General features: G+C 66.3%; 5 protein-coding genes and 3 pseudogenes. 3 read left to right on the forward strand and 5 right to left on the reverse strand.

From position 1 onward, the window contains the following. Nucleotides 1-257 precede the first annotated feature (257 nt). A complete protein-coding gene (locus tag ACNPQM_RS43075; RefSeq protein WP_418088294.1) occupies nt 258-770 on the reverse strand; it encodes a helix-turn-helix domain-containing protein in 513 nt (170 codons plus the stop codon). A gap of 1228 nt (nt 771-1998) precedes the next feature. Between ACNPQM_RS43075 and ACNPQM_RS43080 the strand changes: the two are divergent. Next, nucleotides 1999-2256 (forward strand): annotated as a pseudogene (locus ACNPQM_RS43080) (IS256 family transposase); the annotation flags it as partial. 3 nt (nt 2257-2259) lie between these two features. Here ACNPQM_RS43080 and ACNPQM_RS43085 read toward each other — a convergent pair. The 3 genes from ACNPQM_RS43085 to ACNPQM_RS43095 form a co-directional block, all read right to left on the reverse strand. Next, nucleotides 2260-3444: an alanine racemase gene (locus ACNPQM_RS43085; RefSeq protein ID WP_418088295.1), complete on the reverse strand. Its 1185-nt coding sequence runs from the start codon at nt 3442-3444 to the stop codon at nt 2260-2262. Between the two features lie 59 nt (nt 3445-3503). After that, nucleotides 3504-4922 carry an amino acid permease gene (locus tag ACNPQM_RS43090; RefSeq protein WP_418088296.1) on the reverse strand — a complete coding sequence of 473 codons (1419 nt, stop codon included), beginning with the start codon at nt 4920-4922 and terminating at the stop codon, nt 3504-3506. Between the two features lie 115 nt (nt 4923-5037). Further along, nucleotides 5038-5496 carry a RidA family protein gene (locus ACNPQM_RS43095; RefSeq protein ID WP_358861167.1) on the reverse strand — a complete coding sequence of 153 codons (459 nt, stop codon included), beginning with the start codon at nt 5494-5496 and terminating at the stop codon, nt 5038-5040. 231 nt (nt 5497-5727) lie between these two features. Here ACNPQM_RS43095 and ACNPQM_RS43100 point away from each other — a divergent pair, with 231 nt between their 5' ends. Then, a complete protein-coding gene (locus ACNPQM_RS43100) occupies nt 5728-7395 on the forward strand; it encodes a PucR family transcriptional regulator (protein ID WP_418088297.1) in 1668 nt (555 codons plus the stop codon). Nucleotides 7396-7414: 19 nt separating this feature from the next. After that, a pseudogene (locus ACNPQM_RS43105) lies at nt 7415-7797 on the forward strand (transposase); the annotation flags it as partial. A 94-nt stretch (nt 7798-7891) separates the two neighbouring features. On the opposite strand, the pseudogene ACNPQM_RS43110 reads toward ACNPQM_RS43105, so the two are convergent. Beyond that, a pseudogene (locus tag ACNPQM_RS43110) lies at nt 7892-8308 on the reverse strand (hypothetical protein); the annotation flags it as partial.

Below are 8308 nucleotides of genomic sequence, written 5' to 3' on the forward strand. Positions count from 1 at the left end.
GGCGCCCTGAACGTCCTACGGGCCGGGCTGGTCCGTCGCGAAGCCCAACCGGCATAGCGAGAAGCCCCCTCGTTTACGAGGGGGAGGAGTCACGGAATCCTGCGATGCCCCGTCGGGCTGCGGGTGGAGCCATGGTGGCGGGCGGGACAACGTGCCGTCATCGTGCGAACGGCACTGTGTTGCGGCGGCCGGGAGTGCGGCTGGGACAACGAGGGAGAGGACGTGCCGGGCGCCACAGGTGACGCTCACGCAGGCCGTCAGGCCTGGTGATCCTCCCTGGTGCGCGCGCCGCTCTTTGTGCCGTAGCGGAGGGCCATGAGTTGAAGGAGCAGTGCGGAACGGACGTCTGGGCTGTCCAGCTGCAGCTCCACGACGTCCCGCAGGCGACGCATCCGGTGGCGGAGCGTGTTCGGGTGGATGTGCAGCCGGGCGGCGGCGGCCTTGGGTCGCCCATTTCCTCCAGCCAGGCTTCCAGAGTCGGCACGTAGCTGGTGCGGCACTCGTGGTCGCGGTTCACGAGATGTCGCAGAGGCCCGATGTCCGCGGTCCCGGCGGTCGAGGCAGCTAGGGCGACCCGGCGGAGGACCACCTTGGCCCACACCTCGTCGTGGACGGCCGGGGAGTTCGTGATCAGCCCGGACATGAGCAGTCCGAGCGTGTCGTCGGCTTGTGCCCGGGAGGCGGCAAGCTCTGGAACGGAGGCAGCGAGCCCGCCCACGGCGACGAGTTGCGTAGCCCGGCCGGTGGTCTTGCCGAGCTCGTGCAGCCACTCGGACTGGCGTCGCGAAGCAGCGGTCACTGGCTCGGCATCCACGATGCCGTAGACCACGCCGCCGATCACGGCTGCTGGTGAGCGCAGACGTGAGCCGGGGAACCGGGACAGTCGTTCCTGCACTGCGAGGCGTTGCGTCTCGGCCTCGTCGGCATCAGCGCAGCGCACGCCCACGGCGATCACCCGCCAGGGTCCGGCCGACAGCCCGAGGAGGCGTGCCGCGTCCACGGCACCCGCCTTCCCGTGCAGCACTCTCGCCACCATGTCCGTCAGTACGAGGCGCTCCCGGTCAGCCTCTGCACGACGACGGAGCAGGTGCAGGGCCACGGCGTCCGCGGCGGCTGCGAATGCCACGGCGCGCTCGGCCGGGACCGGGCCCGGCACGATTGCCCATTTCGAGCCGAGGACGTCCCCTCCTGCGTGCACAGGCACCACGAGTCGGGGCTTGGTTCCCTCGACGACTGCAGGAACGTAGATGGGCCTCTTGTCCTGGGCGATCTTGCGGAAGACGCCGTGCCGCCGGTAGTGCGCGTTCACCTCGTCGGGAACGTGACGGCCCATGATGGTCGCCACGCGTGCCTCGTCGTCGCGCTCTTGCTGAGTGGAGTAGGCGAGTACGCGCGAGCTCCGGTCCACGATGGTGACGGGAGCGTCGATGATGCCGGCGATCGCATCGGCCAGGTGGAACAAGTCCGCGGCTTCAGCCACTCCAAGGCCCGCGACTGACTCCGCGAGCCTGTCACTGTGGAGCGCTGCGCGTAGCAGCGAGACGACCTGGGCCCACCCTGCCTGATGCGCGACCTGTATGAGTGCGACTCCTGCGGCCGTCGCCGCCGTGGTCACCTCTGCATCCACGGCTGCGGGTGCCTTGAGCAGCAGTGCGGCGGCGGACTGCCGGGCGCACAGTGACAACAGCCCGAGGGCCGCTTCTCGGTCGATCAGGTTCACGCCAAGGACCACGTCACCCCTGCCCAACTCAAGCTCGCCGTCCGGTTCGGCGATCACCACTTCACCCAACGCGACCGGAGCCCTGCCGGGAGCGGACACCTCTGACAGCACGGACGGCCCTACGGCATCGAGAAGTCCTTGAAGAGTGATCATGAGCTTCCACCTGCTCGCGTTATCCGGTCCAACCATCGTGCATCACCGTCGGGCGCCAGCATCCGAAAGCCTGGGTTGGCGGCTGCCGAAGTCAGCGAAGAAGGCTCCGCGTCCACCGGCTCCGTGCGAGGCGGATGCTCGCCGCCGCACTGAAAGCGGAAGTCGACCAGTACGTAGCCGAGTTGGTCGCTGAGCGGGACAAACGGGGCCGCCGCCTGGTCGTGCGCAACGGCCACCACCGCCCCCGGATCGTGACCACCCGGGCCGGCCCGGTCGAGGTCCGCGCCCCGCGGGTGAACGACAAGCGCGTCGACGAGGCCACGGGCGAGCGCAAGCGCTTCTCCTCGGCGATCCTGCCACCGTGGTGCCGCAAGTCGCCGAAAGGATTACCGGGCATGAGCTGCCTCTGTTCTTCTCGCCGACTCGCTGAGCGCTGTGGCGATCGATGATCGGTGGAAGTCGGTGCGCCAGACGTCGATCACATCACCGTGGTCGTTGGTGATGAGGTACTCGGGCCACCGGTCGAATACCGAGCACGGGTGCGAGATCCCGAACTCGACGACATCCGTCACCTCAAGATTCCATGCGTCGGAGAGCACGGTGTGGTGGTCGTACAGCGCGCGCACACGTCCGCGGACATCGGACTTGTTCTGTCCGGCCGCCGTGCTGGCGGACAGAAGGATCGGCGTCTCGGTGTCGTAGGGGAGGTCGCGCTTCCCGGCTCCGACCACGGCGGTGCCGTCCTCGGCGGCGGACACGACGACCGCGCGCACGGCCAGGGCTGGGGCGAGGCCGGGAATCGGGCTCACGCGGGCGTAGATGCCGTGATCGTGCGTGACATAGCAACCGGACCTGAGCAACCGGATTGTGCCCGGAACGTCGTCGTCCGTCGGGAGGAAGTCGACGACACGGTCAGGAAAGGCCGATCCGCCCATCGAGTACACGGGGCGGTCGGTCTCGAAGAGTCCGGCGACGTCGAGGTAGACGTCGCGGACCCGGCGGCAGTGTTCGTCAACGGCCGCAAGCGTTTCGTCGGTCCTTGTGTTCGGGGCGACGCCTTCGTACCCGGCGACTCCCACGAGCCGGAGTCCGGGGGCCGCTCGGACGAGCTCTGCTGTGCGGCGGGCCTGCTCCGGGTCGCGGATACCGGTGCGGCCACCCGGGGTGCCGATGTCCAAAAGCACCTCGAGAACGGGACCGTGCGCGCCGAACACCTGTTTCGCTGCGGCGATCCCGGCTGCGGAGTCGACGAAGCACCGGATCTTCCGTTCCGGCTCGGCGGCGAGCCAGGCCCGAAGCCGCGCCAGTCCGAATGGATCGACGATCTGGTTCGCGATGAGGATGGTGTTGTGTCCCCAGCCGAGCACGGTCGCGACCTGGTCGACGGTGGCAACGGTGACGCCGACGGCGCCGGCCGCGATCTGTCGTTCGATGATCGGAGCGGACATCGTCGTCTTGACGTGGGGAGCAAGCGCGACGTCATGGGTCTTGCACCAGTCGGCCATGACGCGGATGTTGTGATCGAGGGCGGCGGCGTCGAGACGCAGCTGGGGGTATGCGGCGGGAATCACGGTTGTTCCTTCAGGTGGCTGCTCGGCAGGGCGTCAGCGCAAGTGGATGGACTCAGGGCTCACAGCGCGCTCGGTGCCCCGGCCGGGACGTGCTCCTTGCGGGCGGCGTTTCGTGACGACATTCGGTAGCTGCCGACGAGAACCGCTGCCCAGACCGGCAGGGCGTACAAGGCGATGCGCTGACCCTCGTCGAACGCGAGGAGAATCGTCAGAGCTGCCAGGAAGGCGAGGGTGGCCCAGCACAGGACCTTGGCGTAAGGGAGCCGGAACGTACTCGCGGGTGCCTCACCGCGTTCGACGCGATGGCGGTAGACGAGGTGGCAGACGACGATGACACCCCAGCTCCAGATTCCTCCGAGGGTGGCGACCGACGAGATGTACGAGAACGCCTTCTCCGGGACGATCGCGTTGACCGCGACGCCGACGAGCATCAGAGTGCCGGAGGCGATGATGGCGGCCGCAGGTACGTGACCACGGCTGGTCTTCTCGAACACCTTGGGTGCGAGCCCGTCCTCGGCGAGCTTCTTGAGCAGGCGTCCGTTGCTGTACAGCCCGGCACTGCACGCCGACAGGGCGGAGGCGAGGACGACGAAGTTCATGATGCCGGCGGCCGCGGGAAGGCCAATGTGCGAGAAGCTCTTGACGAAGGGGCTCTCGTCCGCGCTGAACTGATCCCAAGGGAACAGTGACATCAGCACGATCAGGGTGCCGACGTAGAAGATCCCGATACGCCAGGGCACGGAGTTGATCGCCTTCGGTATCACGGACTCCCGGTCCTTGGTCTCGGCTGCGGTCATCCCGATGAGTTCGACGCCCTGGTAGGAGAAGACCACGATCTGGAAGGCCAGAAGGACCGCGAGCAGCCCGTGCGGGGCGACGCCTCCGTGACTCCAGAGGTTCTCGATCCCGCCTGCCTGGCCGGCTCTGCCGACGTTGAAGGCCAGTGCGAAGATGCCGCCACCGATGAGGGCGAGGATGGTGACGACCTTGATCGATGCGAACCAGAATTCAGCCTCCCCGAAGAATCCGACCTTGGCCAGGTTCAATCCGACGAGTGCGAGCAGCGCGATCAGTGCCGTGAGATATTGCGGCATCGACGGGAACCAGAACTTGACGAAGACCCCGGCTGCGGTGAGCTCGGCCATCCCGATGATGGTCCAGGTGATCCAGTAACCCCAGCCGGTGACGAAACCGTATGCAGGGCCCAAGAACTCGCGCGCGTACTCGGCGAAGCTCCCCGCGACGGGCCGGTACATCAGCAGCTCGCCGAGGGCACGCATGATGATGAAGATGAAGACGCCGGTGACCGCGTAGACGCCGATCACGGCCGGCCCGGCATAGGAGATGCCTTTCCCGGATCCGAGGAAGAGCCCGACTCCGATGGCGCCACCGATCGCGATCATACGGATGTGTCGCTTGTTGAGTCCTTGCGCGAGGCCGTCCTCGTGCGCCCCCTCGGGGGAGCTGCCGACTGTCATGATGTGTCCTTGTTCGATGGCAGTGTTTGGGTATAGGCGTTTTGTATTGGCGAGGGCGGTCGTGGCAGAAACGTGCCGGGCGTCGCTCGGCCGGGTCCGGCTGGGGGGCCGGGGGTCAGGCAACCTCGACGATGAGTTCGACTTCGACGGGGGCGTTCAGTGGCAGTTCGGCGACGCCGACGGCCGAGCGAGCGTGTGTACCGGCATCGCCGAAAACGCTCGCGAGCAGATTCGAGGCGCCGTTGACGACGTCGGGCTGGCCGACGAAGTCGTCGGCGGAAGCGACGAACCCGGTCACCTTCACGACCCGTACGACCGAGTCGAGGCCGACGAGGGCATCGATCGCAGCAAGTGCATTCAGAGTGCAGATTTCCGCTGCTCTCGACGCGTCCGTCACCGAAACCTGTCGGCCGACCTTTCCCGGTCGTTCGATCGATCCCCGCACCAACGGCAACTGGCCAGAGGTGTAGACCAGATCACCGGTCCGCACCGCCGGAACATAGGCGCCGATCGGCGTGGCCGTCGACGGCAGTTCGAACCCGAGCTCGGCGAGGTTTTCCGCCCATGACGACATGGACGATGCGGAAACAGCGCACCGTGCGTCATCGGATGCACCGGTGGTGGATGGTGTCGCGAACATGTGAACACTCCCTGCTTTCGGGGTGGGGCGTCGATGTGCAACAGCGTGCTGTGCGTCACCACGACGTGCATCGTGCGGCCCGCACCAATATCGACCGAGGTGTGGTGCGGATTCACGAACGACGTACCGTTGGGTGCAGCAGGAAGCAAACGAAGGGTGCCGATCATGACCAGCCCTGGAGCCAGGCTCGACAACGTCGTGAGCAACCTCGCCGGCACCCTGCTGGAGGTTCTTGCGGGGACCGTCGACGGAACGACGTTGATTACCGACGTCGTCGTCGACGATCCGCGGGAACAGGTACCGGTTCGCCCCGGGGCCATGCTTCTGTGCACCGCCGCCGACGCCCGAGATCTGCCGGCCCTGCTCGATCGTGCGGTCACACGCCAGGCGCCCGCCCTCGTGGTACGTGCGCCGCTGGATCTCGAGCCGGAGCTACGTGCTCGCATCGAACGCAGCGGTGTGGTCTTGCTCGGCCTCGCCGGCGGAGCAACGTGGGCACAGTTGGTCGTCCTGCTCCGCTCGCTGCTCTCCAGCAGTGCGAGCGGCGAGGAACTGCTCGCCGGAATGCCCGCGGAAGACTCGTTCGCCCTGGCCAACGCGATCGGATCACTGCTCGACGCGCCGATCACCATCGAAGATCGCGACTCACAGATTCTGGCGTTCTCCGATCGCCAGAGCGAGGCTGGTCAAACACGGATCGAGACGATTCTCGGACGTGTCGTCCCCCAGCAGGCCCGCCTCGCGCAGGAACGAGCGGGCGTCTTTAAACGGCTCTACGCCGGCGAGAAACCGATCTTCATCGACACACCGCAGATCGAAGGGGTGCCAGGTCTTCCGCGCGTGGCGATAGCCGTACGAGCAGGTGACCAAGTGCTCGGCTCGATCTGGGCGGCTGTCCCTGGGCCCCTGAGCGACGAGAAGGAGCAAGTACTTGTCGATGCTGCGAAAGTCGTTGCGCTGCATCTGCTGCGGCACCGTATCGGTGTAGACATCGACCGGCAGGTTCGCGCGGACCTCATCACAAGCGCATTGACGGGAGGCGCCCCGGCGTCGGGCGCGATCGAGCGTCTTGGACTGGGGCACCGGACCGTGACGGTGCTCGGCCTGTCCCTTCCGAATGGGAACTCGGCCGACACTGCTGTCTCCGGGTATACGCGACGGCAGACCTTGGAACGGATCACCGACTCCTTCGCATTTCACCTGTCGGTTGCGGCACCCGGCGCGGTTGCCGCATTGGTCGGCGATGTGTGTTACGCGATCGTGCCGGCACCGATCCGGAAAGGAAAAGAAAACGTCACGGCCATGGCCCAGCGTGTTTCGAACGATTTCCTCGACCGTGCACGGGACAGACCTGGAGGAGTGGCGATCGGCATCGGTCGAGGCGGCTTGTCATCCGATCCGGCCGACCTGGCTCGCTCGCGGCACGATGCGGACAGAACCCTACGTGTCCTGCGCCAGGAACCATCCGGCCGAGTCGCGATGTTCGCCGACGTCCAACTCGACGCACTCTTGCTGGAGATCGGTGACCAACTGCACAATGAGGGCGGGCTGCTGGACGGCCCCATCGCCCGGCTGCATCACCACGATCGAGAACACGGAACCACGATGACGGAAACCGTGGCCCAATGGCTCGACCACCTCGGCAACACCCTGAACGCATCTGCGGCCATGGACGTACACCCCAACACATTCCGATACCGCCTTCGGCGAGCGGCAGAAATCGCGCAACTGAACCTGAACGATCCCGACGAACGCTTTGCGGCGATGCTCGAGTTCCGGCTTACTGATCATTTCAGAATGAGTGTGCGTGAGGGGCTTGGCAGTTGGGCGTGAGGGCGGCAGAGTTCTGCAGGTGCCGGATGATCTTGTGCCTGATGACCTGTGGGAGCGGGTAGCCCCGCTGCTTCCTTCCCGCCCACCGCGGCGCCGACGGTATCCGGGTCGGTTGCCGGTGGACGACCGAGCTGCCCTGCGTGGGATCGTTTACGTGCTGTGCAAGGGCGTGAGCTGGGCGGATGTCCCTGCGGAGAGGATCGGCTGCAGCGGGGTGACCGCTTGGCGGCGGTTGAGGGACTGGACCGAGGCCGGTGTCTGGCCTCGTCTGCACGAGGTCCTTCTGGCGGAGTTGCGGGCGGCCGGTCTGGACATGGATGACGTGGCAGTGGACGGCTCGCATGTCAGGGCTCTCAAAGGGGGGCTCACACCGGACCTTCGCCGGTCGACCGCGCGTTGCCGGAGTACCCGTCGTGGCTACCGCGCTGACCGTTACCGAACCCGGCCGACTGCTCATTGGCACCACCGACGGGCGACTCCTGGACTGCTCGACCGTCTAGGAAGTGCCAATGCTGTGCAGGCACGCTGCGAGCCTTACCGACCAGAGCAGCCCGGCACGTTGTCGATCGAGGGAACGGAATGACGTTGTGGAGGCCGGCCCTGCTGATGCTGCCTTCCCCTGCGTGAGAACGGCGCTGGCGAGGGTCGGGCGAGTGACCAAGTCTCGGAGCTCTTGGATCTCGGTTCTCTGCTCAGCGACGGTCTTTTTGAGTTTGGTGACGGTTTCCCTGAGTCGTGTCTCCGTTTCCGGGGTCTGCTGGGTCTCGTTGCGGACACATTCGTAGAACTCGTTCTTCAGGTCGAGGTGCCGTTTGAGGAGGGGGCTTCCCCCTGGATCGTGGACATCGATTCCTATGCGGCCGTGGTCAGCGTAATGGATCTCTGTTCGTAGGCGATCGGACTGATCTGGCCG

Origin of the sequence: Streptomyces sp. NPDC056231 (assembly GCF_048270745.1) — a bacterium.
Classification (GTDB): Bacteria; Actinomycetota; Actinomycetes; order Streptomycetales; family Streptomycetaceae; genus Streptomyces.

Bases quoted from the DNA above. Each gene is read 5' to 3' on its own strand.
- ACNPQM_RS43090 (WP_418088296.1), bottom strand. From the start codon at position 4,922: ATGACAGTCGGCAGCTCCCCCGAGGGGGCGCACGAGGACGGCCTCGCG.
- ACNPQM_RS43095 (WP_358861167.1), bottom strand. From the start codon at position 5,496: ATGTCGTCATGGGCGGAAAACCTCGCCGAGCTCGGGTTCGAACTGCCG.
- ACNPQM_RS43100 (WP_418088297.1), top strand. From the start codon at position 5,728: ATGACCAGCCCTGGAGCCAGGCTCGACAACGTCGTGAGCAACCTCGCC.